This window comes from Marinobacter sp. (assembly GCF_048259445.1).
GTDB lineage: Bacteria > Pseudomonadota > Gammaproteobacteria > Pseudomonadales > Oleiphilaceae > Marinobacter.
In genome coordinates this window covers 1-26,069 of sequence record NZ_JBLXHQ010000015.1, presented here as the reverse complement: position 1 = coordinate 26,069, position 26,069 = coordinate 1, and the positions used below count along the sequence as shown (strand labels likewise).

Here is a 26,069-nt window from a genome sequence, read left to right as displayed (position 1 = left end):
AATAAAATGAAGGCAATAAAAAAGGCAGCTGAAGCTGCCTTTTTTTAGCGTTGTCTGTTAATTAAACAGCAACAACGTTCTCAGCCTGAGGACCTTTCTGGCCCTGAGTCACAGTGAAGTCAACCTGCTGGCCTTCAGCCAGAGTCTTGAATCCGCCGCCCTGGATAGCGCTGTAGTGAACGAATACGTCGGGGCCGCCTTCACGAGTAATAAAGCCAAAACCTTTTGCTTCGTTGAAAAACTTAACAGTACCGGTAACAGTAGACATAATATAATCCTGATTTCAATCATTTAAAGTGCCGCCAGGTCATCATGTTGATGGCTGGTCAGCGGTATGCGGAAACAAAAAACGGGCGTGATCAAAAACAGGACGTACAACTACTGAAATGCGTCTTATTGATGAAGTGCTTTGCTAAATCTTTCCAACGAGGGCCACTGTACCTGTTGGCCGATTAAAAGCAAAGAACTTTCTTGTACGCATAAACCCGACATTTTCAGCAACATGAGGTATGTTTGCCTCAGCATTTCAGAATTTGCATAAATTAATTGAGGAGTTTTGTCTTGTCTGAGCTATCCACCTACGAAAGTTTTTCCATCACCGTCGCAAACAAGGTTGCCCATGTGCAGTTCAGTCGCCCGGAAGCGATGAACACCATGACAAAAGCTTTCTGGCTTGAGTTGCCCAGGTGCATGCAGGAAATCGAGTCGAACACCGATGCACGGGTTATTGTGGTGTCATCCACGGGCAAGCATTTCTCTGCGGGAATGGATCTTGGTGTGTTCACGGACTCCAAGGCTGTCCCCATGAGCGGTGATCCTGGCCGGATGGCGGAAAACCTGCGACGAGTTGTACTGCAGCTGCAGGATACGCTGACGTCTCTGGAGAACGTTCGCCTGCCGGTATTGGCGGCCGTCCACGGAGGCTGCATAGGCGGCGCTCTGGATTTGGTGTGTGCAGCGGACAGCCGTTACTGCACGGAAGATGCGTACTTCACGATCAAGGAAACCGAACTCGGCATGACGGCCGATGTGGGCACTCTTCAGCGTTTGCCCAAGCTGATGCCGGAAGGCGTTGTGCGAGAGCTGGCCTACACCGGTCGTAAGCTTTCTGCGCAGGAAGCAAAGGATCTGGGTTTTGTGAACGCTCTCTATGCAGATCAGGAAGCGCTGATTGCCGGTGTTATGGGCGTTGCTGCCCAGATTGCAGCCAATTCACCGCTTGCGGTTACCGGCTGTAAAGAGATGCTGAATTACAGCCGCGACCACACCGTAGCCGACAGCCTGAAGTACATGGCAACCTGGCAGGCCGGCATGTTCCGCCCCACGGATATGATGAAAACCTTCCAGGCAAAAGCGCAGAAACAAGCGCCCAAGTATGATGACCTGTTCGCCGTAAAAGGCCTTTTTGAATAATAGATGACCTTGAGTAACAAGCGTAAATCGAGAGTGTCTCCGATTACCGCCCTGGTATTTCAGGGTGGAATCGGGGTGGTGGGGCTGTTGGCAATCCTCCTCGCGGACATTCCGGTACAGATATCAGGAGACGGGCTTCTATCCAGTGTGCTTTATGGCGTTCTGGGCGCCCTGTGTACCTATGGTGCGCTGCTCCTGCTCACTCAGATTCCGCGCCTGTTGCCCGACAACCTTGATCAGCAAATGCGCGGCTTGCACAGGTTTGCGTCCGGTTATTCCTGGCATGTGCTGTTTTTGCTCTCGGTTTTTGCCGGTGTAGGCGAAGAGTTGCTGTTTCGGGGCGCTGTGCAGGGCTGGCTTGCCGAGCACACGGATACCACTACCGCTGTGTTGGTTGCGTCAGTGCTTTTTGGCCTGGTGCACTACGCGTCCTTTACTTACTTTGTGATCGCGACAAGCCTTGGGTTGGTGTTCGGACTGGTCTATGCGATAACGGACAGCATCCTTCTGGTTATGGTCTGGCACGGCGTTTACGACATGATCGCGCTGTTTTTTCTGCTTCGGTTTCCACATTGGTTTGGTATCAGCACGCGATCGAAAGATTAAGAGCGTGCCGCTTTCAATGCCGCTGTGAGTCGCTCCATAACCGCTCCACTGTGGCGCCAGAAGTGCCAGTACAACTCAACCTCAAGTGATTGGCCGGGAGCAATGCTGACCAGTTGTCCTGCCTCGATTTCACGTTTCGCCTGAACCTCCGGAATCATGCCATAACCCATGCCTGCCAGCGCCAGTTTTACAAAGCCTTCAGAAGAGGGGCATAAGTGATAGGGGAAGGCGCCGTGGTAGCCACTCTGGGCCAAAAAACGATGCTGTAGCTGATCATTTGGCCCGAATACGATAGCGGGTGCAGATTGCAGGCTCCATTCATTAAAGCCCTGACTGAAATACCGCTTTTTGTAAGATGGTGTCGCCAGAGGCAAATACGTCATGTTGCCAAGTGGCACGCAGCGGGCCCCGGCGACCGGCTGCGGATTGCTGCACAGGCAGGCGGCGACGTCGCCTTCGCGCATCCGGCGCAGCGCGATGTCCTGGTCTTCGACCACCATATCCAGCAACAGCGATTCTTCCCGGCAGAAGTCACCCATGGCACTCGCCCACCAGGTTGCGAGGCTGTCGGCATTGATGGCGATGCGCAACCGTGCAGCAGGCTCGGAAAGGGTCGGAAGTGATTTCGCCAGGTCCCGCTCAAGCAGTTGAACCTGCTGCACGTGGTTCAGCAGCTGCTGCCCCGCTGGTGTTGCCCTTGTAACAGGGCCACGTATCAGAACCGGTTGTCCGATGCGTACTTCCAGGGTTCGGATGCGCTGCGAAATAGCGGACTGGCTCAGGCCAAGCACGGCGCCTGCACGTTCGAAGCCACCGGTCTCGATAACCGTGGCGAGGGCTTCCAGTAATTTATAATCGATCATAAGTAAAACTGATGCATCATTACCAATATGAATTTCAAGTATAGCTGTCAGCGGCTATTCTTGCCGCATCAAAATGGAGCGAAGGGCCGTGGTTGAAAGTTATTTGACGGGTTTGATTGTAGGTGGTGGCATTATCGTTGCCATTGGAGCGCAGAATGCCTATGTGCTTAGCCAGGCAATTCGGCGTGAACATCACTGGTGGGCGGCCGGTTTGTGTATGGCGGCAGATATTGCCCTTTTCTCGCTTGGTATGTTCGGGGTAAGCGCGGCGCTGATGGCCATGCCGCAGGCACTGGAAATTCTGCGTGGGTTGGGAGTGGTGTTCCTCGGGTGGCTCGCACTCCAGGCATTTGTGCGGGCCAGTCGCGGCCGCGCGGCACTTGAAACTGCTGAGGTAACACGCCGCAGCTTGAAGGGTGTTCTGTTTACCACGCTGGCAGTCACCTTGCTGAACCCGCATGTGTATCTGGATACCCTGTTGCTTATTCCGGCGGTGGGCGCACAGCAGGAGAACGCAACGACCTTTGTGGCTGGCGCCAGCAGTGCGTCTATTCTCTGGTTTGGTTTGCTGGCGTGGAGTGGATCGGCGCTGGCACCTGTTCTGTCACGTCCGCTGGCCTGGCGTATTATTGACGGTGTAATCGGTGTGATGATGGCGGCTATTGCACTTCAACTGGCGCTCAATGGCAGCCTTTAGTGTCAATAGGGTGGGTCAGTCGAACCGCCGAGCGCCGGAAAAGCGATCTCTCCAGTAGTAGCCGTCGAGCTCCGACATGATGACGCCAGAAGACGTTGACGCGTGAATAAAGCGGTTGTCACCCATATAAATACCCGCGTGCTGGTCCTTCCCCGCAATTCGAAAGAACACGATATCACCGGGTTCGACGTTATTCGGATGCACCACGTCACCGTACCTCAGCATTTGCGAGGTTGTGCGCGGCAGTTGTTGCCCCAGGCTTTCACTGTAAGCTGTTGTGATGAATCCTGAGCAGTCGAAGCCGCGGCTTGTTGTGCCGCCGTACTGATAAGGTGTGCCCTGATAGCGTTCAAACACTTGCCACAGCTTTTCAGCCTTCACAGAACCCGGTGCGGACTCAACGGGGGAGTATTGCCGTGCGGCACTCCCGGGCTGCAATTGCTGATTACTGGCGCAGCCACCCAGAACAAGAGAGGAGAAAGCCAGAATGAGGACGTACCTGAAAACCTGAATCATGCAAATTCCCTGAGACGCTATTCTTTGATTCCACTCTATTACCGAATCCCCCGGAAGTCAGGTTACGGTTTCCGGGATTTGATAACATTAACGAATGCTGAAAATATCCAATGCTGTTGAAATCGCTGACTGGGAAATAGAAATCACTCAGATCCGGGCCCAGGGCGCCGGTGGCCAGAACGTCAATAAGGTAGCCTCGGCGGTGCATCTGCGCTTCGATGTGCTGAATTCTGCGTTGCCGCCGTTTTACAAGGAGCGCCTTATGGCGCTGCAGGATCAGCGCATAAGCAAGGAAGGCGTGATCGTGATCAAGGCCCAGTCGTTCCGTACGCTGGAGCTTAACAAGGAGGATGCGCTTGAGCGCCTCAAGGAATTGATACAGGAGGCGGTCAAGGTACATAAGGCGCGCCGTGCTACCCGCCCCTCAAAATCTGCCCGGCGTAAGCGGGTCGACCGCAAGACACAAAAAGGCAAAACCAAAGCTCTGCGCGGCAAGGTTCAGGTCTGAGCCACCTCGGGTTCGTGCTTGTTGGATTCGATTTTCCTTATAAACGATTCAATATCTGCGAATGCTTCTTCGGCCTCTGGCAGCACCGGAGTGAAAATCTGCCACACGTGAACCATTCCCGGCCAGGTGTGCAACTCTACCTTCGAACCCTGGGTTTTTGCTTTCGCTGTGTATCGCCTGGCGTTATCCAGAAGCATTTCGGTGTCACTGGCCTGAATCAGTATGGGCGGTAAGTCGGCAAGATTGCCTAGCAGTGGCGACGCGACCGGGCTGGTGGGCGAAATCCGGAATGCAGCGAGCGTTGCCCACCAGATAACCGGTCGCGGAATTTTTGACAGGCCGCCAAACATCGGCCCCAGCATTGGGTCTGTTGCGATATTGCCGCGGTTGCTCGGCGCGCTCAGGGTGAGGTCGGTGGAGGGGGAAAACGCTATGGCACCATCGGCCTGACGCAGGCCGCTTTCACGGATCCAGGCCAGCAAACCCAGGGTGTGACTGCCGCCTGCGGAATCTCCAGCCACCAGAATAAAAGCGGCTTCACCCGGGCCATCGGGGCCATTTTCTGCCAACCAGGTGTAAGCTTTGCGACAATCACGCACGCCGTCCATAAACCGGTACTCCGGCATGAGGCGATAGTCCAGGGCAAAGACAGCTGCATTGGCAATGTGTGACAGGCGGTCCGTAATAGATCTGTGGCTGCGGGGGCTGCCCGCGGCCCAGGCGCCGCCGTGAATGTAGAGAATTCGCCGCCGGGTGTCGACATCCGGTGCAATGACCCACTCGCCGTTCGGGCTATTGCACTGTCGGAATTCAGACTCGAACTCCAGGCCGTCACTCAGGCTGTCCATATGCTCACGCAATGCTTTCAGCCGCGCTTTGCCGTGAAGGCCTTTTCCGGCCCTGCCCATTTCCCGGATGCGCTCCAGAACTTTCTCATTCTCTGCGCTGGGGCGTGCCTCGCTCGCGAAGTAATCGTCCTCGTCCAGATAGGACAAATCTTCAATGCGAAACAGAAGCAGCGTCAATGCGACGATCAATAAAACAACGACGGCGATAATCCAGAACATAAGTTGTCCGTATCCTGAAGATTGGCTCTGTTAATGCGTGGGCACTAAACTCTGAGTACAGAGCATCGCAGATTTTCGCGATTTTTGCTCCTTAAGGCGTGTCAGAAGCGCCTTGATCTCACAAAAGGAGAAGGGTGATGCAAATAGCCTATCGGGCCAGAGACATCACTGAAGCGCATATTGTGGCCGGATTACTCAATGCCAACGACATTGAAACTTATGTAGGTGGTCATTACCTACAGGGTGCAATGGGTGAGATTGGCGCAGCTGGATTCAGCAATGTCCATGTAGAAGATGAGGATCTTTACCCGGCCCGGCAGTTGATTGCTGAGTATGAGGCAAGTAACCGTGTTACTCGGGTAAGGGAACGCAATGATGACAGGCCGGACTCTTATGCACGTTGGTTTTTGCTGGTTATAGCAGTATTGGCAGTGATCTGGCTGACCCTTTGAGAAGTGCCCGTACATCATAGTTAATTGATAAATGGAGCATAAAGCTTATGGTAGATAGCCCCTCGAAAAATTCCGTAATGTTGATCACCGGCGCATCCTCAGGCATTGGTGCGGCAACGGCCCGGGCTGCGGCCAAAGAAGGTTACAGGCTTGTTCTTGCAGCGCGCTCAGCAGACAAGCTGAAAACCTTGCAGGCGGAGCTCGGCGGTGACAGCAGAGTATTGATTGCAGAGTGCGACGTGCAGAGCGCTGATGACCAGAAAGCGATGGTGGAGCAGGCCCTGCAAACCTTCGGTCGCATCGATTCGGTTTTTGCCAACGCTGGTCGCGGCGGGGAGCCTGGTGGCTTCAGCGAAGCCGATCCTGATGTCTGGAAAGATATGATTCTTACCAACATTTACGGGGTTGGCCTGACCATTCAGCATTGCCTGCCAGCCCTTCGGGAAAGCAAGGGGCACTTGTTGCTGACAGGCTCTGCCGCGGGCCGGGTGACGATTCCCGGTTCAATGTACAGCGCAACCAAGTGGGCGGTTTCAGCGATCGGATATAACGTAAGGGAGGAGCTGCGAGGCTCCGGAGTGCGGGTAACCCTGATCGAGCCAGGTATGGTTGATACGCCGTTTTTCGATAAACAACCGGAACATGCATTGATGCCAGACGATATTGCCCGTGCGGTCATTTACGCGGTATCCCAGCCTCCCCATGTGGATGTAAACGAAATTCTGGTGCGGCCAACGCCCGCCGAATAGGGGCGCAGCCCGGTACCTACGGCCCTGATTAGCGCTTTACGCTGCGCTGCCGTGGTTTTCCAGCTTTGGGACGCTTTGACGATTTGGGTTTTTTGCCGGTTTCAGGCCGCCTCCCTGGTGGTTTCGGCCTGGCTCCCGACGCTTTAGGCCCGCTTTTGCGTCCTGATCCCGGTGGCCGGGGGGATTGATCGGGTGAGCGCCCGGTTTTTCCGGCGGGCTTTTTTTTAGCGGCTCCTGGCTTATCCGGTGCGGCATCGGACGATGAATCACGAATCGCCTCAAACAGGCCGGCCAGCTCTTTCTCCGTAAGATCTCGCCATTGGCCCACGGCCAGCCCTTTCAGATCGACGTTCATAATACGAACACGCTCCAGCCGGGTGACTTCAAACCCGAAATGTTCGCTCATTCTGCGAATCTGGCGGTTCAGTCCTTGAACCAGTGTTATGCGAAATACAAAACGACTCTCTTGCACCACTTTGCACTTTTTGGTCATGGTGCCGAGAATGGGGACGCCTCCCGCCATACCCTCAATAAACGATTTTGTGATGGGTTTGTCGACGGTCACCAAATATTCTTTTTCATGATTATTGCCGGCGCGCAGGATTTTATTCACCAGGTCGCCATTGCTGGTCATGAAAATCAGCCCCTGGGAGTCCTTATCGAGGCGGCCGATCGGAAATATCCGCGTGCTGTGGCCAACAAAGCGCTGAATATTGTGTTTTTCAGCGTCGTCGGTGGTGCTGACAATGCCCACTGGCTTGTTCAGTGCTACAAACACCAGATCTTCTTCTGCGCGGGGTTCGATAACCTGGCCATTTACTCTGACTGTGTCCGACGGTAATACCTGGTCTCCGACACTGGCCCGCTTGCCATTAATATAGACATTGCCCTGTTCAATGTAGCGATCTGCCTCCCGGCGGGAACACATGCCGCTTTCACTGATGTATTTGTTAAGGCGAGTAGAGTAATTGCTGGTCATCGATTATCCGGTTGCGTATCTGGGTGCTGGCATCATAACAGGCCGCTGATACTCCCGCAGCTCGTCGGTTGGCGCTTTGGTGTTGAGTCTGTCATTCTTTTACACAGCAAATCTCCGTTTTAAGGTCGTTCTGAACCATGAGTCCCCCTCGTTTTATTCGGTCACTGAGTTTCTTCAAAGTCTGTGTCGCCCTGTGCCTCGCGTTTACATTACCTGTCTCGGCACAGACGATTCACTTGGTGACTGAGGAGTGGCCAGGGCTGATTAACGACACTCCGCAAGGCCCCGGTGGTGCGCTCTGGGAAATCTCTAGAGACGTTCTTGAGAGCATGGGGTATGTGATAAAGCTGGATTTTGTGCCCTGGAAGCGGGCTCAGCGCCTGGTTCTCCAGAATGAACGTGCCGGCATTGTTGGTATTGGCCTTACGCCCGATCGAGAGACAATGTTCCGCTTTCCTGAGGAGGCTCTTCTGGTGAGTGAAACAGCCGTATATTCAAAGCAGGAAGGGGCTTTTCAGTACGAAAATCTGGACTCTCTGAAAGGTATGAGGGTCGGTGTCTCTCCCGGCTACACCTATTCATCTGAAATCAAGTCTGCGACCCATTTTGAACAAGTTGATATGCCCTCTATTGAATCAGGATTGAAGATGCTGCTGCTCGGGCGGATCGATGCGATGCTGGCTAACCGTTATGTTGTCTGGATTCAGGCGGAACGGCTGGGTGTTGCAGATCGGATCAAGGCTTCCGAAAAGCCCGTCAGCAGCGGGCCGGTTTATCTGGCCTTCAGCCCCGAAACATCTACAGAGTTTCTGGAGGCGTTTTCCAGCGCTCTGAAGCACTATAAAAGAGCTGAGGATTAAAATACGGGAGAGTGCTTGCGGGGGCCGTCTGTTGTGTCAACGATCAGCGTTTGTGAAGGCGCAGCCTGCAATGTTTGCGGGCAGGGCCTGCTGGCCCGCTTTCGTGTAGTGCAAAAGCGGGAATACCTGCGTTGCCCGCACTGCGAAGCAACAATCATGGCGCAGGCGAGCTGGCTTGCACCGGGAGAAGAGCGGGCGGTGTACGATCTTCATGATAATGACCCTGGAGATCCAGGTTATCGTGCCTTTCTCGGGAAGCTTGCGGTGCCCCTGCTTGACCGTATCAAGCCGGGCGCTCTGGGCCTGGATTTCGGCTGCGGGCCAGGGCCGGCGCTGGCAGATATGCTGCGCGAAGCAGGAATGAAGGTGACACTTTACGATCCTTTTTTCTACCCTTCTCAGGCCGCACTGGGTTGTCAGTATGATTTTATTACCTGCACAGAAGTGGTCGAGCATCTGCACAGGCCGGCAGAGGTGTTCAGCCAACTTGATGGTTTATTAAAGCCCGGAGGGTGTCTTGGCATAATGACATGTTTTCAGACCTGTGATGACCGGTTTGATAACTGGCATTACCGGCGGGATCCCACGCATGTTGTGTTCTATCGGGAGAAGACTCTGGCACTTATAGCCGATTGCCTGGGCTGGAAACTGTCGGTGCCCCGAAAGGACGTAGCAATCTTCCATAAGCCGTTATGAAATCGAGGGCGATACGCCCCCCATCCCCATGATATCGATCAGAAGGTCGAAAGCCCGGTTGCTTCCATCAGGCGGTAGCGCCAGTAACGGAGTTTCGAATTATCAGCCCAGTGATCATAGGGCAGGCTCATGACCGGATCACTACCGGGTCCGGACTGCCACTGCACTTCAAAGAATCTGGTGGCTTTCGAGGCGACTGCAGAATCGCTCGATACGGAAACCCACACATTTGTTTCCAGATTGAGGTCATCGAGATTGCGACGCGTGAAGTTTGCTGAGCCAAGCAGAAGCTCGATATGGCCGGTCAGAGGGCGCAGGATGAGCAATTTGCTGTGGCACTGTTCACCAAAAGTATTGCACCAGCGTATGGGGATGCCTGCATTGTGAAGCTCAAGTGCAACCTGCCTGTTCGGTATGCCGCTTTTCTGGTGGCCGAAGGCTTCGTTGTTGGCGTCGAGAAGCACGCGCACCTTTACGTCGCGTTCATGAGCATCGAGCAGGGCGGCAACAATTTCCCGGTGTGAGAGATAGAAAAACGCGAGATCCAGCTGGCTTCCACTTTGGGCTCGGGAAATCATCTGAAGAGCTGAGTCCAGAATGGCTGATTCCGTTCTCACAGCAATCCTGCCTGCATTGTTCTGCTCTGCAAACTGGCGGGTATTTGCTGCGCTGATCAGGCTGTCCAGAGTCGGGTTGGCCTGGCCTGAAAGGGCCAGAACCGCTTGCTCTGTTTTCAGAATGTCAGTTACCGCCGGGCCGGTAAAACTTAGGGCTGTGTTGCTGTGACGGCTGCTGCCATCATGAGGGTTGGCGGAAGTTACCAGGGCACGCAGGCTTTTGCCTTCATCCGTTACCAGAATTTTCCGGTGGTTTGCCTTGAAGTTGGGCAGCGCAAGGTAACTGCGGATGGTGACGGGTTCTGTTCCCAGAGCATTCGGCAGCCAGCCTCCGCCTGAATTATTTCCGAACCACTGGCAGCAGAGCCGCCAGATTGCTGACCAGGCCGGGTTGCTGTCACGAAGCGGTCGCAGATTGGTTTCCGTTACCGGAATACCTGCCTCGCGCAGGGCCTGAAACCAGGGCGAAACAGAACCTCCGTAGAGAGTGTTCAGCGGGTCAGAAATAACAATAATCTCCAGTTCCGGCTGCTCAGCTTTCCGGTTGATCAGTGCTTCGGTAAGTTGTTCAGCAAGATGCCGGTGTTCAACGGTTTCAGGGCGGCTGCTGTTGAAGAGGAACATGTCTACAAGGATGAAAGATCTGGCCTGATTGATGAGGCGCAGTATTTCGTCGAAGATTTCATGGTCGCGGGTTTCTGAACCATCGCTGTGATGGTAGGTCCCGTCCACCAGCATTACCGCATCGCGCAGGGGGTGTTCGTTACCGTTGTAGCTGATGCCTTGAGGCAAGGGCTTGTAGCTATGATAAAAGCCTATGCCAATGAGCGTCAGAACAACGAGTGCAAACAATACCTTCAGAGACATAAGGCTCCCGTTTTTACCATGCGGTATTAGCTGGCTCGGTTCTCAATCACCACAGTGGAGAAACGCTTCAGAAGCCCTGATGCGTCAGGAGAACTGGTAACCGAGTCAATCATGGCTTGTGAATCAAACCCTTCACGCTCCAGATCCGGTGCCTGTACGCCCAGATAGGCTCTCATAATGGCTTCCGAAAATTCAGGATGGAATTGCACGCCCCAGGCGCATTTGCCCACCCTGAACGCCTGGTGTGGTTCGAATTCGTTACGGGCAAGCAGAATGGCGTCCGGGGGAAGACGCAGCACGGATTGTTTGTGGGTGAGCTGTGCGTTGAAGCTGTCTGGCATGCCGTGGAACAGCTCGTCATCCAGCGCGCTGTCGAGAAGTACGACGCGATGTGTGCCGCTCTCCCGACCATCTGGGTGATAGTCCACCTCACCGCCCAGGGCGTGGGCCAGAAGTTGGTGTCCGTAACATACACCAAGCAATGGAACGGACTTGTCTACGGCCTGCGTCAGCCATTCTGCGGCCTTTTCGCTCCAGGGTTCGCGGTCACTGACCATCGCCGGGGAGCCTGTTATAACAATGCCGTCCCAGTCGGCGGGGTCCCCGGGCAACTCTCCCGCTTCCGTGTTGAGTACAGTGATATCAAGCCCGGGCGATAGCCCACGCACGAACCATTCGTCGAAATCACCGAACTGGTCCTTGATACCCGGATAGGTAGTGCCTGTTTTAAGAATCACTACTCTTGGGCTGGACTGGTTCACTGGTCTGGTAATTCCGCGTTATGGAAGATGTTCTGCACGTCGTCCAGTTCGTTCAGCATGTCGCAAAACTTCTCGAACATGGGAATATCATCGCCCTCCACCGGAGTGGTGGTTTTCGGCAGGAACTGGATTTCGTCGACTTCGAAATCAATGTCGGCAAAAGCGTTTGTCAGTGCCTCGCGGGCTTTGGCGTATTCGGTGTTTGGGGTAAACACCGTGATCTGGCCATCTTCATTCTCTATGTCCGTAACGTCGACGTCGGCTTCCATCAGTGCTTCAAGCACAGCTTCCTCGTCTTGACCCTTGAACACGAATATCGCGCTGTGATCAAACATGTGGGCGACGGTGCCGGGTGTGCCGATCTTGCTCTTGGTTTTGGTGAAGGCCAGGCGAACATCGCCAAAGGTGCGGTTAGGGTTGTCGGTGAGGCAATCCACAATCACCATGCAATTACCCGGGCCATAGCCTTCGTAACGGGCGGGTGAATAATCCTCGCCGGCACCACCCCGGGCCTTATCGATGGCTTTCTCGATAACGTGGGAAGGCACCTGGTCTTTTTTGGCGCGATCAATAAGACCGCGCAGAGATAGATTGCCATCCGGGTCTGTGCCGCCGGCTTTGGCGCTCATGTAGATTTCGCGACCGTATTTGCTGTAGACCTTGGTCTTGGCCTGAGCTGTCTTGGCCATGGATTCTTTGCGGTTCTGGTAGGCTCTGCCCATTTTGCGCTGCCTTTTACTTGCTGGGGAAAAGGCCGGATTTTACGCAAGAATAGCGATTTGGGACAGGCCTATTTGACGGACTGCCCCTCAGCGCTCAGATGTAGTCGACCGGCACGCGGTAATTGTCCTGGGCCATCAGGTCGATGCCGCACTCAATATTACTGACCCAGTTCAGGAATCGATCCACCATTACGGGGCCTTCGAAGCGTTTCCCATGCTGCGGCACGATCATCGAAACATCCATTTCCCGGATCATGTTCGCCCACAGTCGGCATACTTTTTGGGAGGCAATGTAGCGCCGGTGGAACCCGATCATGTGGGGAATGTGTCGATCAAAATCGCTTACCGGCATGTGGTCATCTTCACCGCCTATGGACGCGCCGAGATCCCCGGAGAACAGGATTTTTGATACCGGATCGTAGAACTGCAGGTTGCCGACCGAGTGCATGAAGTGAGCAGGCAGGCACTGCAGATAGGAATCGCCAAACCTTACGTTGGCGCCTGCATCCGGAATACTGATGATGCGGTCGTAAACGCTGCCGCTGAGCTGATTGGTAACATAGCTCGACACGAGGTGCGGGAGAAATCTGGCCCACAGCTTCGAGGTTACAATCTTTGCACTGGTATGCACGATCCACCGGTCAATGGCGCCGATGATGTCAGGATCCTGGTGCGACGCGAATACAAACTCCATATCCCGGATATTCATGTACTTGGAGGCGGCCACGGCAAGTGGCGTGTAGGTAAGATCGCCGCCCGGATCGATCAGCGCTTCGTGCTTACCGTCAACAACCAGAAACTGGTTGGACTGGACACCCTCGCCGGTAACCAGGGAATCGAACATCAGGCATTTATGGTGCCCGTTATCAAACAGAACAATTGGCTCGTTTGCCATTTTGATCTCCGCAGGGTGAGTGTCGGCTTGGGTAGCCGGATAGTGCAAGTTGCGCGGAGATTACAAAATTGATGGATAACAACCATTGCGTCAGGTCAATTATCTGATATCCATCAAGTAACGTTTTGTGTCCTTTACGACCCCGGATTATGCGAACTTGGGTACCTGCCTGATCCCACGGCGAATGGCTTGTTCCAGAGCGGCGCTGACCAGTTTGCCGGTAAACGGAACAACATCGTCAAATGAAATGCGATAGCGCACGCGAGTGTGCCCCTCAGGTGTATCTTCAAAGCGGATGCGTCCGAGGTGATTTCTGATCGGGCTAAAGCTTGTGACGGTGTACTCGATCAGCAGGTCCGGCTCAAAGCAGGTTATCGTTTCTTCGAGTCCGATTGGGCCGATGCCAAGCCTGCGTACGGAACCCAGACCGTTCGGGTCGGCCTGGTTGCTGTCCTTTATCCGCTTTACTGGCGCCCCGAGAAGTTTTCCGAAGCTGTGGTGGTCGGCAAACAGCGCAAAAACCTTGCTGCGTGGTATGTCGAACGTTTCATCAATTTCAAAGGTATGTGTGGCCATCGGTCTGCTCTTGTTGTTGCTTATGACACCTAGACTAGCGGTTTAATATCTCCAACAAAAGTTGCAGACCGTTGAAGGTTGATCACTGGCCCTCTGTGCGGGTTCAGTGCCTTGGAGTATGCCGGTAGTCTCTGGGTGACTGGCCCATGACTTTTTTGAACAGGCGGGAGAAATAATAAGCGTCGTCGTAGCCAAGGCGATGGCTTATTTCTGTAAAGCTCAGGCTTGTGGCATCCAGCATCTGGCAGGCTCGTTCTACTTTCAGGTGCAGGAAATGCTGAATGGGCGAGGTCCCTGTCTGCTCTTTGTAGCGTGTAGCAAAATGGGTTGGTGTAAGCCCGGCAAGATCAGCAAGCTGTTCCAGCGTAATCCGCTCATCAAGGTGTTCGCGCATATAGTTATTGATGGTTTCAAGTTCGGCCTGCCGTTCATGGCTGGTTTGATCAACGCTGATCGGAACGGCTGCCAGCAGCTGCCGAAGCCGGTTTGCCGCATGAATCAGGCCGCGGGCGCGGAAACCTGTCTGGCGAACCGAGAGCAGGCCGTTGAAGTCAACTAATAGTCTGGGTTGCCGCCCCAGATGGCGGATTGGGGTCGAGTCGTTAAATCCCATGTACTTGTGAAACTCACCTGCCAGTGGCCCGGTGTAATGCACCCAGTGAATCGTCCAGGGATTCTCGGGGTCGGCGGTGTATCGGTGGTTGGCGCCGGCTGGTAATAACAAAAGATCCCCCGCTTCGATGGTGTAGGGTTCACCTTTTACGTTCAGAAAGGCTTTCCCTTCGGTGCAGTAGATCAAAAGACTGTCGCGATGGTGTTCGCGATGCATGTGATGACCCGCGGCTCGCCGGTAATGACCGAAAGCCAGCGGATACAGGTCACGGGTAAGAGGATGTTCAGACAAAAGCCTGATGATGGGGGCTGGTACCACGTAACGTATGCTGTCTCTGGGTACCGGCCACATGGAGGTCTGTGTCATATTTTTCGCAGTCGTTTTTTATTTGGCGATCGAAAGATAGTCCATCAAGTGCGAAATTTAGTCAATCTTCAAGTGCCGGAGGGCGTGCTATGGTCTTATCCATACATTGCCAAAGCCAAGAAGCTTTGGCCCACCGCTCGCACAACAACAAACGGGGATCTCGAGATGAAAAACGTTCCACTGTATCTGGCAGGTGAATTTGTTCAGAGCCAGACCAACGAATGGATTGACGTTACCAACCCGGCCACCAATGAGGTGATCGCCCGGGCACCGTGCACCACAGACGCTGAAATGCGCAAAGCTATTGATACTGCCGGTGAAGTATTCAAAACCTGGAAAGAAGTCCCGGTTTCCGAACGTGCCCGCGTAATGCTGCGTTATCAGGCGCTGTTGAAACAGCACCATGATGAAATTGCTGAGATCCTGTCACAGGAAACCGGTAAAACATTTGATGATGCAAAAGGTGACGTTTGGCGTGGTATTGAGGTAGTTGAGCATGCAGCCAACGTAGCGTCCATGATGATGGGTGAGACCGTTGAGAACGTTGCCCGTGAAGTGGATACCCACTCCTGGATTCAACCGCTGGGTGTGTGTGCAGGTATTACACCGTTCAACTTCCCGGCGATGATTCCGTTGTGGATGTTTCCGATGGCTATTGCCTGTGGTAACACATTCATTCTCAAGCCCTCCGAGCAGGATCCGCTTACCCCGACACGTCTGGCGGAGCTGTTTGAAGAGGCGGGTGCACCCAAAGGTGTGCTGCAGGTCGTTCATGGTGGCAAGCAGCAGGTTGATGTTCTGCTTACCGATCCTGCCATCAAGGCGGTTTCCTTCGTAGGTTCTGTTCCGGTTGGCCGCTATATCTACGAAACCGGTACCCGCAACATGAAGCGGGTTCAAAGCTTTGCCGGTGCCAAGAACCATATGGTTATCATGCCGGATGCGGACAAGCAGCAGGTTATTAATGCCCTGGTAGGCGCTTCCGTAGGTGCGGCTGGCCAGCGCTGCATGGCCATTTCGGTAGCCGTATTTGTAGGTGAAGCTCAGGCCTGGATTCCGGAGTTGAAAGATGCAATGGCGAAAGTCCGCCCGGGTGCGTGGAACGATTCCGGTGCCAGCTATGGCCCTGTGATTTCGCCCAAGGCCAAGGATCGTATCGAATCTCTCATTGCCACAGGCGAAGCTCAGGGCGCCAAATTGCTCCTGGATGGCCGCGGTTGCACGGTTGATGGTCTGCCTGATGGAAACTGGGTCGGGCCTACATTGTTCTCTGGTGTGACCACCGAGATGGATGTCTACAACGAAGAAATCTTTGGCCCCGTGCTGACTTGTATGGAAGAGGAAAGCCTGGCGGATGCCATCAAGCTGATTAACAGCAGCCCTTATGGCAACGGTGTATCCATCTTCACCGGCTCCGGCGGCGCTGCCCGCAAGTTCCAGCATGAGATTGATGTAGGTCAGGTCGGCGTTAACATTCCCATCCCTGTGCCCCTGCCGTTCTTCTCGTTCACTGGCTGGAAGGGATCCTTCTATGGTGATCAGCACGCTTACGGCAAGCAGGCTGTGCGTTTCTACACCGAAACCAAAACCGTTACGTCACGCTGGTTTTCCAGTGAGGCGACAGCGGAAGCGAATTTCTCTATCCAGTTGCGTTAATTGCGTTGAAGGTGGGATGACTTGGGCCGGAACCTGTTTCCGGCCCCTTTTTCATCCTGCGTGATTCAAGACTCTTGAACCTGGAGCCTGACGATGGACTTTAATCTGACTGAAGACCAGCTGGCCTTTCGTGAAGCAGCTCGTTCCTTTGCTGAAAAATCCATGGCACCCCATGCGGCCAAGTGGGACGACGAGCATATATTTCCGGTAGACGTTCTGAAAGAAGCCGGTGAAATGGGGTTTATGGGGATTTACACCCCGGAAGCGCTCGGTGGTATGGGCCTTTCTAGGCTGGACACGTCTGTCATTGTTGAAGAACTTGCCGCTGCATGCCCTTCAACAGCTGCGTTTATAACCATTCACAACATGGCAACCTGGATGGTCGCAAGCTTTGCGTCTGATGACCTCAAACAGGAAGTTGTTCCAAAGCTGGCCAGCGGTGAGTGGCTTGCATCTTATTGCCTGACAGAACCCGGTGCCGGCTCCGATGCGGCGAGTCTGCGAACCAAGGCGGTTCGTGATGGCGACAATTATGTGATCAACGGCAACAAGGTATTTATCTCTGGTGCCGGTGACACCGACATTCTCGTGTTAATGGCCCGGACCGGTGCGGTGGACTCTGGATCCAGGGGTATTTCCACGTTTGTAATTCCTGCGGATGCCGAAGGCATTTCATACGGCAAGAACGAAGAGAAAATGGGGTGGCACAGCCAGCCTACCCGCACCATCAACCTTGAGAACGTTCGTATTCCGGCAACCAACCGGGTAGGTGAGGAGGGTGACGGATTCGCCATTGCCATGAAAGGCCTTGATGGCGGGCGCCTCAATATTGCTACCTGCTCACTGGGCGGCGCACAAGCTGCGTTGCTGAGAGCCCGTAACTATATGCACGAACGCGAACAGTTCGGCAAACCTCTGGCCGCCTTCCAGGCGTTGCAGTTCAAGCTGGCAGATATGGCGACCAATCTGGTTGCTGCCCGACAGATGGTTCGCCTGGGTGCGTTCAAGCTGGACAGCGGCGATACCGAAGCCACGCTGCACTGCGCCATGGCCAAACGCTTCGCAACCGACGTCTGCTTTAATGTGGTAAACGATGCACTGCAGTTGCACGGTGGCTACGGCTATATCCGGGAATACCCGCTGGAGCGCTTTTTGCGCGACCTGCGTGTGCACCAGATTCTGGAAGGTACCAACGAGATTATGCGTTTGATTATTGCCCGTCGCCTGCTGGATGACGGTGTGGCCGAAGCCATTCAATAACTCGCAAAAAACAGGAGACGGATGATGAGCGACCTGATTCAGCTCGAAAAACGCGGACACATAGCGATACTGACCATCAATAACCCGCCGGCCAATACCTGGACCGCGGATTCCCTGCCTGCACTGACAAAAATCGTTCGTGAGCTTAACGGAGACCGGAATATTTTTGCGCTGGTTCTTACCGGGCAGGGCGAGAAGTTTTTCTCCGCCGGCGCCGACCTTAAAACTTTCGCAGATGGCGACAAGGCCCGTGCCAATGAAATGGCGCAACTCTTTGGTGAAGCTTTTGCCGCGTTGACGGCATTCCGCGGCGTGTCCATCGCCGCAGTGAACGGCTACGCCATGGGCGGCGGCCTTGAGTGCGCGCTGGCTTGTGATATCCGCATTGCTGAAGAACATGCCCAGATGGCACTGCCGGAAGCGACAGTAGGCTTGTTACCTTGTGCTGGCGGTACCCAGAACTTGCCGTGGATGGTAGGTGAGGGCTGGGCGAAGCGCATGATTCTGTGTGGCGAGCGGGTCAAGGCCGAAAAGGCGCTGCAGATTGGTCTGGTTGAGGAAGTAGTTGCAAGTGGAAAGAGCCTGGAGAAGGCGCTTGAGTTGGCTGAAATGGCGTGCAAACAGAGCCCGTCTTCGGTTGCCCGCTGCAAGACTCTGGTAATGAGTTCCCGTGATGGCCGCAGCCACTCCGATAGTTGGCGCATGGAGCGTGAGCTGTTTGTTGAGCTGTTCTCAACCGAAGACCAGAAAGAAGGCGTTAATGCTTTCCTGGAGAAACGCAAACCGGAATGGAAAAACCGCTGAAACCCGCAACCTACCGGGTCAAGGATTTTTTATGAGCAACCAGCCGATTGTTTTTGAAGAGTGGCAAACCGCTAACGGTGAACTGATTGCCGTCGCCCGGCTGAATACGCCTAAAGCGCTTAACTCACTCTCCCTCGAGATGATTCGGATGTTGACGCCGCAGCTAAAAAGCTGGGCCGATGACGACCGGGTTCGTGCGGTCTGGATCGAGGCCGAAGGCGACAGGGCATTTTGTGCCGGCGGCGATATTGTGGCCCTATACCGCAGCATGACCGAGCCGCAGAACGTGGGCGGTACGAGTGAAGGCGAGGCCTTTTTCACAGAAGAATACGAGATGGATTATCTTATTCACTCGTTTCCCAAACCGCTTGTTTGCTGGGGTCACGGGATCGTTATGGGTGGCGGCATCGGCATCATGGCCGGCGCGTCGCACCGGGTGGTTACCGAAGCATCCATGCTGGCTATGCCGGAGAGCAGTATCGGGCTCTACCCGGACGTAGCCGCCGGCTGGTTCCTGAATCGCGCCCCCGGGCGCACAGGACTGTTTCTGGGGCTGACCGGCGCCCGCATGAATGCAGCCGACGCACTGTTCGTGGGTCTTGCCGATCGCTTTATCAAACACGAGCTTAAAACTGCTGTGGTTGCTGATTTGACTGCTCAGAACTGGCAGGACAAAGACGCGTTTGCCGTGGTCGGCAGCGTGCTCAGGCAGCATGAAAATCAAAGCGCGGATGAGTTACCGGAGTCTCAGGTGCGAACCCATTTCGATGAGATCAATCGTGTTACCGATGCGGACAGTCTCACCGATATGGTTGCACAGATGAAGGAGCTTTCGAGTGGGGAAGGTTGGCTTGCAAAGGCAACGCGACCGCTGGAAGCAGCTTCACCCACCTCATTGGCACTGTGCTGGCAGCACCTGCGTAATTGTCGCCAGGATAGCCTCAGTGAAGTACTGGCCAAAGAGCTGACATTGTCGGTCAACTGCCTGAGCAAAGGGGAGTTCGCCGAGGGTGTTCGTGCGCTTCTTATCGACAAGGACAAACAGCCGCGCTGGCGGTACGCATCGCTGGCGGAGATGGACAGCGATTGGATCGACAGCTTTTTCGAAAACTAGCCAAACAGGCCGTCTGGCTTGATAAGAGCAGCGGCCTACTCAACCGAATACAAGAACAAGGGGATGATTATGGCAACGATTACCTTTATTGGCCTTGGCAACATGGGCGGCCCTATGGCCAGCAACCTCGTAAAAGCCGGGCACGATGTAACCGTTTTTGACCTGTCGAAAGATGCGGTTGCTGCGCTGGTTTCCGAAGGCGCAAAAACTGCAGCTACGGCTCATGAAGCCGCCAAGGGCGCAGAATGCGTGATTACCATGCTGCCTGCAGGCAAGCACGTTGAAGCTGTTTACCTGGGTGAAGACGGTTTGCTGGCTGCGCTGCCCGAAGGCACCCTGGTTATTGATTCCTCTACTATCGCGCCGGAAACCGCTCGTGGCGTGGCAGAACAGGCTGAGGCCAAACACATTCCGTTCCTTGATGCACCGGTCTCCGGCGGTGTGGGTGGTGCCAAAGCGGGCACTCTGAGCTTTATCTGCGGTGGCGATGAAGGCACCTTCAATAAAGCGAAGCCAATACTCGAAGACATGGGCAAGAACATTTTCCATGCCGGCGATCACGGCGCGGGCCAGGTTGCCAAGATCTGCAACAACATGCTGTTGGCCATCCTGATGGCAGGCACAAGCGAAGCCCTGGCTCTGGGTGTGAAAAACGGGCTGGATCCGGCAGTTCTTTCTGAAGTCATGAAGCAGAGCTCTGGTGGTAACTGGGCGTTGAATGTCTACAACCCCTGGCCCGGAGTCATGGAAGCGGCGCCAGCATCACGGGGATACGAAGGTGGTTTTCTTGTTGATCTGATGAACAAGGATCTTGGCCTGGCGTTCGATAATGCCGTGACGAATCACGCGGCAATTCCTATGGGCTCTCTCGCTCGCAACCTGTTTGAGCTCCATGCGGGGCAGGGCAACGGAGCGCTGGATTTCTCCAGTATCCAGCGTCTTTACAAGCCGGAGTAAAAGCCTGCCGGGGCACGGTCTTTCGTGCCCCGAACCTCCTCTTCAAGCCTTCCCAAAGCTCATCTTTTCCTGCCTTTCACATCTTCTTGTGCCAGCATAAAATTGTTGAGCAAGATAACTATAAGTAGGAGAATGAATTTCCTGAATGTTGGATCGGCAGCGAGTTGAACGTAGCCGGTTTCTGATAACGGTTGCAGGCTGTTTTACCTATGTTGACGAATACCTTTGTACTCTACTTATCCACAGTTCTGATCTGGGGATCGACGTTTATCGCGATACCTCTGCAGTTGGGTGAGGTCCCCGGCGATGTTTCCATTGCCTACCGGTTCGGGTTATCTGCGCTGGTGCTGATGCTCTGGTGCAGTCTTACCCGGCGGCGTATGAGGTTCGGCTTTCGTCAGCATCTCTGGATGGCGGGCCAGGGCCTGATGTTATTCGGGTTCAACTATATGCTGGTTTATCAGGCTTCTGCCGACATCACCAGTGGATTGATTGCCGTCGTGTTCTCCACAATTATTGTAATGAACATCATCAACGGTGCCCTGTTTTTCGGAAATCGCGTGCCGCGCGCGGTTATTGGGGGAGCCGCTCTCGGGCTTGTAGGTATTTGCCTGGTGTTTCTGCCTGAAGTTCGCGCACTGGACGCCGATGGCACCACCTTGCGCGCGATTATCGTGAGCCTGGTGGGAACGTTTATCACTTCTTTCGGGAACATGATCTCCGCCCGTAACCAGTCCTCAAAATTGCCAATCATGCAGAGCAATGCCTATGGTATGGCTTATGGTGCCCTGACACTGGCGCTCATTGCCTGGGGCAGGGGCGAAGCGTTTGTTTTTGAAACCACATGGACCTACACGGGCTCCCTGGCTTACCTGGCTCTGGTTGGATCGGTGCTGGGTTTCGGCAGTTTCCTCACTCTGCTTGGGCGTATAGGGCCGGAACGGGCAGCGTATTGCATGGTGCTTTTCCCGATCGTGGCGCTTGCACTTTCAACTGTGTTTGAAGATTACCACTGGACCGTTGAGGCGGTTGCCGGCGTTTCGCTGGTGCTTGCCGGCAACCTGCTGGTGATCCTGCCCAAAGAAAAATTGCAACGGGTATGGCGGATCTTTCGGCCTGTAGTCAGTCATCCGGCGGAGTGAGTGTGTTTCCGGGCTAGTGATTGGTACGAGGTATGAGTGGCGCAGGGTTAAGTCTATAATGGCCGCCCTGCATGGCCCGCACTGCACGGTAAAAGCGCGCCGAAATCTACAAACCGGATACCTTCGCAATGGAAATCAACGTCAATTACCTCGACAACCTCCGAGTCGAAGCCAAGTTTGATGACTTCTCGGTGATTGCCGACCAGCCCGTTCGCTATAAAGGTGACGGCTCGGCACCCGGTCCATTTGACTATTTTCTGGCTTCGTCAGCTCTGTGCGCTGCTTATTTTGTAAAGGTGTACTGCCTGGCGAGGGATATTCCAACTGATAACATCCGCCTGTCCCAGAACAATATTGTTGATCCTGAGAATCGTTACAAACAGATTTTCAAGATTCAGGTCGAGCTGCCCGAAGATTTGTCCGAGAAACATCGCCAGGGCATTGTGCGATCAATCGATCGCTGTACGGTCAAAAAAGTTGTGCAAACTGGCCCGGATTTCCAGATTGAACTGGTGGATAGCCTGGATGCCGACGCACAAGCCCTGCTGATTGCGAAACCGGAGGGCGACGCCAATACCTATATTGCCGGTAAAGATCTGCCACTGGAGCAAACCATCGCCAACATGACCGCCATTCTGGCGGATCTGGGCATGAAGATTGAAATCGCCTCCTGGCGCAACATAGTGCCTCATGTGTGGTCACTGCACATGCGCGATGCGGCTTCGCCGATGTGTTTCACCAATGGCAAAGGTTCCACAAAAGAAAGCGCTCTGTGTTCAGCGCTCGGTGAGTTCATTGAGCGCCTTAACTGTAATTTTTTCTACAATGATCAGTTTTTTGGTGAGGAAATTGCCAACAGCGAGTTTGTGCACTACCCAAGAGAACGCTGGTTCAAACCGGGTCCTGATGACGAACTGCCGCAGGGCATATTGGATGACTACTGCCTGGCCATCTACAACCCCGATGATGAACTCTGCGGCTCCAACCTGATCGATACCAACTCGGGCAAAGTGGAGCGCGGCATTTGTTCCCTTCCATTTGTGCGTCGCTCCGACGGAGAGGTGGTTTATTTCCCTACGAATCTGATTGAAAACCTGTATTTGAGCAATGGCATGAGTGCGGGTAATACCCTGTATGAAGCGCAAGTACAGTGCCTGTCAGAAATCTTCGAGCGGGCGGTAAAAAAGCAGATTATTCAGGAAGAGATTGCACTCCCCGACGTGCCTTTGCACGTACTGGAACAATACCCGAACATCCTGGAAGGCGTTCGGGCGCTGGAAGCTCAGGGCTATCCGGTGCTGGTCAAGGATGCTTCACTGGGCGGACAGTTCCCGGTGGCCTGTGTCACTCTGATGAACCCGAAAACCTGCGGTGTTTTCGCCTCCTTCGGAGCGCATCCGACGTTTGAAGTGGCACTGGAGCGCAGCCTGACCGAATTGATGCAAGGCCGCAGCTTTGAAGGCCTGAACGATTTCCTGCCCCCGACTTTCAACAGTCTTGCAGTCACCGAGCCGAACAACTATGTGGAACACTTTATTGATTCCTCCGGCATAGTGTCCTGGCGCTTCTTCAGTGCGCAAGCCGATTACGAGTTCAATGAGTGGGATTTCTCGGGTACCAACGAAGAAGAGGCGGCTTCGCTGTTCGGCATTCTCAAAGACATTGGTAAAGAAGTGTACACAGCTGTTTATGACGATCTCGGTGCTCCGGTGTGCCGCATGCTGGTGCCAGGCTATTCCGAGATATACGAGATAGATGATCTGATCTGGGATAACACCAACCGGGCCTTGGACTACCGCGAAGATATTCTTAACCTCCATACCCTGAGTGATGAGCAGTTGGCCGCACTGGTCGAGCGCCTGGAAGAAAGCCAGATCGACGATTACACGGATATTATTACTCTGATCGGTATTGAATTCGATGAAAACACGGTTTGGGGGCAGCTCACCATCCTTGAGTTGAAGCTGCTGATCAATCTCGCTCTGCAACAGCATGAAGAAGCCCTTGAACAGGTAGAGACCTTTATCCAGTTCAATGACAATACTGTTGAACGCGGGTTGTTCTACCGCGCTGTGAGTGCGGTTCTGGAAATTACTCTGGATGATGAACTTGAGCTGAGCGACTACCTGGTTAATCTCGGGCGCATGTTTGGTGAACAGACTATGGAGGCCGTGGTGGGTTCAGTGAACGGCAGTGTGCGCTTCTATGGTCTTACCCCGACCAATATGCAGCTTGAAGGTCTGGACAAGCATCTACGCCTGATTGAAAGTTATAAGAAACTGCACGCGGCGCGTGCAGCGAGAGCCGGGTATGGGAACAGCCAGACGGGACATTAGCGAATGATGATAGACTCGATAACCGTTCCGGACCCCGATATTAGTTGCACAAGTTGCCAGGCGTGTTGCTGTCGCCTGGAAGTGATGCTGATCACAGAGACAGGCGTGCCGGAAAGGTTTATCGAGACGGATCTTTGGGGTGGTAGAACCATGGCGCGTCTGGACGACGGCTGGTGTGCAGCCCTGGACCGCAACACCATGTCATGTTCAATTTATGAGAAACGACCGTTGATATGCCGGGAGTTCGAGATGGGCGGTTACGAATGTAAAGTCGAACGCGGCTCTGATGCACCGGTAATGTAAAGCACCGGCTATTCGTAGCCGATTACTGTTCTTTGTCCTGTGCGAACTTCACTCGAATTTTGTTTTTGCTGATACGGGCGTCGTTCAAGCGCGCTTTGGCCATCTTGGCCTCCTTTGGATCTGGCATTTCCACGAAGCCAAACCCCTTTGATAGCCCCGTTTCTTTATCCAGAACCAGTGTGCACTCGGTGACAGTGCCGTGAGCAGAAAACAACTCCAGGATTTCCTGTTCTGTTGTAGTGCGTGCGAGGTTGCGAACTAATAGTTTCATGATGAGCCATATAGAAGATAATTATGGCGCCAATTGTTTCAGTGTGGGTTGGTAAGAACAAGCTGTTTTATCTGCATGATGAAAACTGATGCATTTCTGACGCAGCGGGAGTTTGATTAAGCTCCGTTTTTGCGACAGAATCTGCGCGCGAATACTAAAAGAACCATACCTTCAAGGATTGAAGATATGCCTCAGGCAAACGGACTGCAGTTTACCGCCCGTGTTGGCGAACACCCCTCTGATCTATTTTCCGTTGTCGGCTTTACGCTGACCGAACGGCTATCGGAACTGTTTCACGGCCGCCTTGAGCTGGCCAGTCGCGATCCGGATATTGATGCGCCCGATGTTCTGGAACAATCGGTGGATCTGGTGGTCTGGCAGGATGGCGTGCCCCTGCGCCGTTTCACCGGCGTGGTGAATGAGTTTGCCCGGGGGGATTCGGGCCACCGCCGCACCCTCTATGAATTGATCATTCAGCCGCCTTTATGGCGCCTGGACCTGATGCACAACAGTCGCATGTTCCAGATGCAAACAACGGATGCCATTGTGCGTACCCTGCTGGAGGAGCGGGGCATTGTGGATACGGTGTTTGACCTCAAGCGCGCCCCTCAGGAACGGGAATACTGCGTACAGCACCGGGAAAGCGATCTGGCGTTTCTTGAGCGCCTCGCGGGCGAAGAAGGCTGGCATTATCGTTACCAGCACGGCAGTGCCGGTTATGATAAAGAAGGAAACGAGCAGCCCGGCCTGATAATTGCCGACCATCACAGCGACGCCCCCAGGCTGGAAACCGCCGAATACAATGGCAAAGCCGGTGGAAGCACCCAACAGCCCGCGGTATTCCGCTTCCGCTACGAAGAACGGGTGCGTGCCGCCTCCGTGGCCATGAAGGATTACACCTTCAAGAACCCCGCTTATGCTCTGACGCACGAACACAGCGCAGCCAGTGAAAACCAGCGCCAGGATTATCAACACTTTGACTACCCTGGCCGATTCAAGGCCGACGCCAGCGGCCAGCCGTTTACCGAAGCCCGACTGGATGCCCTGCGAAACGACGCCAGCACCGCCAACGGCGAAAGCAATCGCCCGGACTTTACCTGTGGCGCCAAAACCGAATTGACCGAACACGACAACCCAAACCTGAACCGCGACTGGCTGCTCACGGCCGTCACCCATACAGGCAAACAACCCCAGGCCATGGAAGAAGAGGGCGGTTCAGAACCCACCTCCTACCACAATACCTTCAGCGCCATACCCGCCGACAAAACCTGGCGGCCAAAACCCGCCCATCGACCGTTGATGGACGGCCTACAAATGGCCATAGTGACCGGCCCCGAAGGTGAAGAAATCCATTGTGACGAGTTTGGCCGGGTAAAAGTGCGATTCCCTTGGGATCGTTATGC

Annotated in this window: 29 protein-coding genes; 17 read left to right on the top strand and 12 right to left on the bottom strand. The window is 54.2% G+C overall.

Translation table 11 applies throughout. The features are described 5' to 3' along the window. Positions 1-61: 61 nt before the first annotated feature. Positions 62-268, bottom strand: a complete 207-nt coding sequence (locus ACN0RL_RS11925; protein WP_071266268.1) for a cold-shock protein — start codon at positions 266-268, stop codon at positions 62-64. Positions 269-561: 293 nt separating this feature from the next. Here ACN0RL_RS11925 and ACN0RL_RS11920 point away from each other — a divergent pair, with 293 nt between their 5' ends. Continuing rightward, positions 562-1,413 (top strand): crotonase/enoyl-CoA hydratase family protein, encoded by an 852-nt coding sequence (locus ACN0RL_RS11920; protein ID WP_417517014.1) that lies wholly within the window; start codon positions 562-564, stop codon positions 1,411-1,413. A gap of 3 nt (positions 1,414-1,416) precedes the next feature. Next, positions 1,417-2,019 carry a CPBP family intramembrane glutamic endopeptidase gene (locus ACN0RL_RS11915; RefSeq protein WP_417517012.1) on the top strand — a complete coding sequence of 201 codons (603 nt, stop codon included), beginning with the start codon at positions 1,417-1,419 and terminating at the stop codon, positions 2,017-2,019. Here the strand turns inward: ACN0RL_RS11915 and ACN0RL_RS11910 are convergent. After that, positions 2,016-2,882: a LysR family transcriptional regulator ArgP gene (locus ACN0RL_RS11910; protein ID WP_417517010.1), complete on the bottom strand. Its 867-nt coding sequence runs from the start codon at positions 2,880-2,882 to the stop codon at positions 2,016-2,018. The two genes, ACN0RL_RS11915 and ACN0RL_RS11910, sit on opposite strands and share 4 nt — an antisense overlap. Positions 2,883-2,970: 88 nt before the next feature. Between ACN0RL_RS11910 and ACN0RL_RS11905 the strand changes: the two genes are divergently transcribed. Further along, positions 2,971-3,579: a LysE/ArgO family amino acid transporter gene (locus ACN0RL_RS11905; RefSeq protein ID WP_417517008.1), complete on the top strand. Its 609-nt coding sequence runs from the start codon at positions 2,971-2,973 to the stop codon at positions 3,577-3,579. Between the two features lie 15 nt (positions 3,580-3,594). Here the strand turns inward: ACN0RL_RS11905 and ACN0RL_RS11900 are convergent, their stop codons facing one another. Beyond that, a complete protein-coding gene (locus ACN0RL_RS11900) occupies positions 3,595-4,095 on the bottom strand; it encodes a C40 family peptidase (protein ID WP_417517006.1) in 501 nt (166 codons plus the stop codon). 94 nt (positions 4,096-4,189) lie between these two features. Between ACN0RL_RS11900 and arfB the strand changes: the two genes are divergently transcribed. Beyond that, a complete protein-coding gene (arfB, locus tag ACN0RL_RS11895) occupies positions 4,190-4,603 on the top strand; it encodes an alternative ribosome rescue aminoacyl-tRNA hydrolase ArfB (RefSeq protein ID WP_417517004.1) in 414 nt (137 codons plus the stop codon). Here arfB and ACN0RL_RS11890 read toward each other — a convergent pair. Further along, on the bottom strand, positions 4,594-5,670 hold the full coding sequence (locus ACN0RL_RS11890; RefSeq protein WP_417517002.1) for an alpha/beta hydrolase: 1,077 nt from the start codon (positions 5,668-5,670) through the stop codon (positions 4,594-4,596). The two genes, arfB and ACN0RL_RS11890, sit on opposite strands and share 10 nt — an antisense overlap. A gap of 137 nt (positions 5,671-5,807) precedes the next feature. Between ACN0RL_RS11890 and ACN0RL_RS11885 the strand changes: the two genes are divergently transcribed. After that, complete coding sequence (locus ACN0RL_RS11885) at positions 5,808-6,122, top strand: DUF2007 domain-containing protein (protein WP_417517000.1); 315 nt, start codon at positions 5,808-5,810, stop codon at positions 6,120-6,122. 47 nt (positions 6,123-6,169) lie between these two features. Continuing rightward, positions 6,170-6,871 (top strand): SDR family oxidoreductase, encoded by a 702-nt coding sequence (locus ACN0RL_RS11880; RefSeq protein ID WP_417516998.1) that lies wholly within the window; start codon positions 6,170-6,172, stop codon positions 6,869-6,871. A 28-nt stretch (positions 6,872-6,899) separates the two neighbouring features. Here the strand turns inward: ACN0RL_RS11880 and rluF are convergent, their stop codons facing one another. Continuing rightward, positions 6,900-7,850 carry a 23S rRNA pseudouridine(2604) synthase RluF gene (rluF, locus tag ACN0RL_RS11875; protein ID WP_417516996.1) on the bottom strand — a complete coding sequence of 317 codons (951 nt, stop codon included), beginning with the start codon at positions 7,848-7,850 and terminating at the stop codon, positions 6,900-6,902. Between the two features lie 137 nt (positions 7,851-7,987). Here rluF and ACN0RL_RS11870 point away from each other — a divergent pair, with 137 nt between their 5' ends. Continuing rightward, complete coding sequence (locus tag ACN0RL_RS11870) at positions 7,988-8,710, top strand: substrate-binding periplasmic protein (protein WP_417516994.1); 723 nt, start codon at positions 7,988-7,990, stop codon at positions 8,708-8,710. 33 nt (positions 8,711-8,743) lie between these two features. Further along, positions 8,744-9,406, top strand: coding sequence for a class I SAM-dependent methyltransferase (locus ACN0RL_RS11865; protein ID WP_417516992.1), 663 nt, complete (start codon positions 8,744-8,746; stop codon positions 9,404-9,406). Between the two features lie 38 nt (positions 9,407-9,444). Here the strand turns inward: ACN0RL_RS11865 and ACN0RL_RS11860 are convergent, their stop codons facing one another. The 6 genes from ACN0RL_RS11860 to ACN0RL_RS11835 form a co-directional block, all read right to left on the bottom strand. Beyond that, positions 9,445-10,890 carry a phospholipase D-like domain-containing protein gene (locus ACN0RL_RS11860; protein WP_417516990.1) on the bottom strand — a complete coding sequence of 482 codons (1,446 nt, stop codon included), beginning with the start codon at positions 10,888-10,890 and terminating at the stop codon, positions 9,445-9,447. Between the two features lie 26 nt (positions 10,891-10,916). Next, on the bottom strand, positions 10,917-11,651 hold the full coding sequence (locus ACN0RL_RS11855; RefSeq protein ID WP_417516988.1) for a glutamine amidotransferase: 735 nt from the start codon (positions 11,649-11,651) through the stop codon (positions 10,917-10,919). Further along, entirely contained in the window at positions 11,648-12,373 is a 726-nt protein-coding gene (locus ACN0RL_RS11850) for a YebC/PmpR family DNA-binding transcriptional regulator (protein WP_417516986.1), read from the bottom strand. Before ACN0RL_RS11850 ends, ACN0RL_RS11855 begins: the two co-directional genes overlap by 4 nt. 94 nt (positions 12,374-12,467) lie before the next feature. Further along, entirely contained in the window at positions 12,468-13,268 is an 801-nt protein-coding gene (locus ACN0RL_RS11845; protein ID WP_417516984.1) for an MBL fold metallo-hydrolase, read from the bottom strand. 147 nt (positions 13,269-13,415) lie between these two features. After that, positions 13,416-13,844, bottom strand: a complete 429-nt coding sequence (locus tag ACN0RL_RS11840; protein WP_417516982.1) for an SRPBCC family protein — start codon at positions 13,842-13,844, stop codon at positions 13,416-13,418. A 103-nt stretch (positions 13,845-13,947) separates the two neighbouring features. Continuing rightward, positions 13,948-14,823: an AraC family transcriptional regulator gene (locus ACN0RL_RS11835; RefSeq protein WP_417516980.1), complete on the bottom strand. Its 876-nt coding sequence runs from the start codon at positions 14,821-14,823 to the stop codon at positions 13,948-13,950. Positions 14,824-14,988: 165 nt separating this feature from the next. On the opposite strand from ACN0RL_RS11835, the gene ACN0RL_RS11830 reads away from it, so the two are divergent. From ACN0RL_RS11830 to ACN0RL_RS11795, 8 genes are all read left to right on the top strand, one after another. Continuing rightward, positions 14,989-16,479, top strand: a complete 1,491-nt coding sequence (locus tag ACN0RL_RS11830) for a CoA-acylating methylmalonate-semialdehyde dehydrogenase (RefSeq protein ID WP_417516978.1) — start codon at positions 14,989-14,991, stop codon at positions 16,477-16,479. 93 nt (positions 16,480-16,572) lie between these two features. Beyond that, on the top strand, positions 16,573-17,739 hold the full coding sequence (locus ACN0RL_RS11825; RefSeq protein ID WP_417516976.1) for an acyl-CoA dehydrogenase family protein: 1,167 nt from the start codon (positions 16,573-16,575) through the stop codon (positions 17,737-17,739). A gap of 24 nt (positions 17,740-17,763) precedes the next feature. Continuing rightward, complete coding sequence (locus ACN0RL_RS11820; RefSeq protein WP_417516974.1) at positions 17,764-18,543, top strand: enoyl-CoA hydratase; 780 nt, start codon at positions 17,764-17,766, stop codon at positions 18,541-18,543. A 31-nt stretch (positions 18,544-18,574) separates the two neighbouring features. After that, positions 18,575-19,657, top strand: a complete 1,083-nt coding sequence (locus ACN0RL_RS11815; protein ID WP_417516972.1) for an enoyl-CoA hydratase/isomerase family protein — start codon at positions 18,575-18,577, stop codon at positions 19,655-19,657. 69 nt (positions 19,658-19,726) lie between these two features. Beyond that, a complete protein-coding gene (mmsB, locus tag ACN0RL_RS11810) occupies positions 19,727-20,614 on the top strand; it encodes a 3-hydroxyisobutyrate dehydrogenase (RefSeq protein WP_417516970.1) in 888 nt (295 codons plus the stop codon). A 209-nt stretch (positions 20,615-20,823) separates the two neighbouring features. Beyond that, the gene (locus ACN0RL_RS11805) at positions 20,824-21,756 is read left to right on the top strand and encodes a DMT family transporter (protein ID WP_417516968.1); all 933 of its coding nucleotides are present in this window, start codon (positions 20,824-20,826) and stop codon (positions 21,754-21,756) included. 128 nt (positions 21,757-21,884) lie between these two features. Then, positions 21,885-24,092, top strand: coding sequence for an OsmC domain/YcaO domain-containing protein (locus ACN0RL_RS11800; protein WP_417516966.1), 2,208 nt, complete (start codon positions 21,885-21,887; stop codon positions 24,090-24,092). Between the two features lie 6 nt (positions 24,093-24,098). Continuing rightward, entirely contained in the window at positions 24,099-24,395 is a 297-nt protein-coding gene (locus ACN0RL_RS11795) for a YkgJ family cysteine cluster protein (protein WP_417517157.1), read from the top strand. Between the two features lie 22 nt (positions 24,396-24,417). On the opposite strand, the gene ACN0RL_RS11790 is transcribed toward ACN0RL_RS11795, so the two are convergent. Then, complete coding sequence (locus ACN0RL_RS11790) at positions 24,418-24,666, bottom strand: RNA recognition motif domain-containing protein (RefSeq protein WP_417516964.1); 249 nt, start codon at positions 24,664-24,666, stop codon at positions 24,418-24,420. Between the two features lie 186 nt (positions 24,667-24,852). Between ACN0RL_RS11790 and tssI the strand changes: the two genes are divergently transcribed. After that, the coding region (gene tssI, locus ACN0RL_RS11785) for a type VI secretion system tip protein TssI/VgrG (RefSeq protein WP_417516962.1) at positions 24,853-26,069 on the top strand (1,217 nt) is incomplete at its 3' end.